This window comes from Pseudomonas sp. 2VD, from assembly GCF_005503585.1.
GTDB classification, from domain to species: Bacteria; Pseudomonadota; Gammaproteobacteria; order Pseudomonadales; family Pseudomonadaceae; genus Pseudomonas; species Pseudomonas aeruginosa.
In genome coordinates this window covers 1-1697 of record NZ_SCND01000620.1, presented here as the reverse complement: position 1 = coordinate 1697, position 1697 = coordinate 1, and the positions used below count along the sequence as shown (strand labels likewise).

Sequence of the window (1697 nt, the reverse complement as noted above, 5' to 3'; positions counted from 1 at the left end):
ATATCTAGGTATATCCACGATCATCTTGTGTCGGGTGTAGCTTGAGGCATGTCTCAAGTAATCATCTTTATCCAGCCGTCCATATTTATCTCGCCTTATAGCGGCGTGCGGTTTGGGATCTTTCTCCCATTCCACGACAGCTTTCAAATTTGGATTCCACTTCTTTGGAATCACTCCGCAACAAACCTGGCTACCATCCCCCTGATAAGGGTCTAAACGCGGTCCACCCGCCCCATTCACCGAAAACCAATTGATCGCCGCGGACGTATGGTTGTAACCCATCACCGGCGCCGCCAGCATGTCCGGCCCGCTCTGGCAGCCCGCGGCCAGCAGGGGCCCCGGAAGCAGGGCGGGAAGGCCGATGCCACGCGCGTTCATGCGCGACTCGTTCCCGCCGGGGAAAAGCCGGGGCCGGGGGTCTGTTCGCGCAGCCACTGGGCGACGAAGGCATCGCGCTGGTCGAAGTCCTGCAAGCCCTGGCGGTCGGCGGCCAGGTGCGCCTGGACCAGATGCTGGAGCAGGCTTTCCTGGCCGCCCAGGCCATGCTCGCGGGGCAGCACGAAGTATTCGCGGCGGTAGGCTTCGGCCTCGCTCCAGGCGCGCAAGGCGGCGACTTGGTGCGCTTCCAGGCGGAGGGCCGCTTGCAGCGGCGGCGTCTCGTGGGCCTGGTAATGACCGGCCAGCTCCCTCGGCCGGCCGTCGCGGTCCAGCCAGTGCCAGCTGGAAACCGGGGCATGCAGGTAACGGCTCTGCCGGGGGTCGAGCATGTCGCTGACGGCCATGAACAGGCCCGGCTCGTAGAAACGCAGCACGCCGCTGGAACGGCCCTGGTTCCACTCGGCCTGGGTGCAGCTGCGCAGGTGCTCGCCCAGGCGCAGCAACGGCCAGGGGCTGAACAGGAGCATCAGGTGGCGGCGGCAGTCGATGCGCTCGAGCAGCTCGTCCAGCCAGGCCGCGTGGCCGTCTTCCAGGCGCAGCAGCAGCGGGCCCTCGCCGGCCAGGGCGGCCTCCGGGGTTTGCTCCAGCAATTTGAACAGCGCCGGAGGATCGCTTTGCCGCGCGTGCTCGGCGAGCAAGGGATAGTCGTCCAGCCCGGTGGCATCGACCAATACATCGATGTGGGTCTGCAAGCCGCGATCGCGGGAGCGCTGCCACAGCTCGCGGGCCCAATGGCGGGGATTCGGCGTCATCGCGGTTCCTCAGCGCTCGGCGAGCGCCTGGCCTCTTTTCTTCGCCTGTAGCAGGCACTCTTCGCAAACCGGTTGTCGCGGCGGCAGGTTGGCCGCGACCGCCTCGGGTGGCGCGCCGGGGCTGTCCTGGTCGGCCATGCCCGGCACCCGCGGCATCTTGATCGCGATCCCCGAGCCGCTTCCCGGCGCGCCGCCTGCATTGATCCGTGCCAGCGGGCCGCTGATGGCGATGCCGCTTGCGTCGAGCCGGATGAAGCTGCCGCCGGCCTTCACCGTCAGTTCGCTGTCGGCCTCGATCACCATCTTCTGCCCGGCCTTCAGGTGGATCTCGCGCCCGGCCTTGGCCAGGTAGGCACGACCGAGCTTCACGTGCTGGCTGTCGCCGACCGTCAGGTGGTCATCGGCCTTCAGCTCGACCTTGCGCTCTCCGTGCACGGTGTGATGCTCCTCGGCCTTGAACTCGCTGTAGCTGTTCGCCTCCACGGTGTCGTGGCGTTCGTGGCCGAC

At 66.7% G+C, this 1697-nt stretch carries 3 protein-coding genes; all 3 read right to left on the bottom strand.

Annotation, left to right across the window (positions count from 1 at the left end):
- The coding region (locus FFS27_RS32470) for a DUF3304 domain-containing protein (RefSeq protein WP_137952540.1) at positions 1-378 on the bottom strand (378 nt) is incomplete at its 3' end.
- A complete protein-coding gene (locus tag FFS27_RS32465) occupies positions 375-1190 on the bottom strand; it encodes a DUF4123 domain-containing protein (RefSeq protein ID WP_021265083.1) in 816 nt (271 codons plus the stop codon). The genes FFS27_RS32465 and FFS27_RS32470, both read right to left, overlap by 4 nt.
- Before the next feature lie 9 nt (positions 1191-1199).
- Positions 1200-1697, bottom strand: a 498-nt coding sequence (locus tag FFS27_RS32460) for a DUF2345 domain-containing protein (protein WP_256659897.1), incomplete at its 5' end; no start/stop codon positions are given.

Coding starts and splice junctions, on each gene's coding strand:
- FFS27_RS32465 (WP_021265083.1), bottom strand. CDS start 1,190: ATGACGCCGAATCCCCGCCATTGGGCCCGCGAGCTGTGGCAGCGCTCC.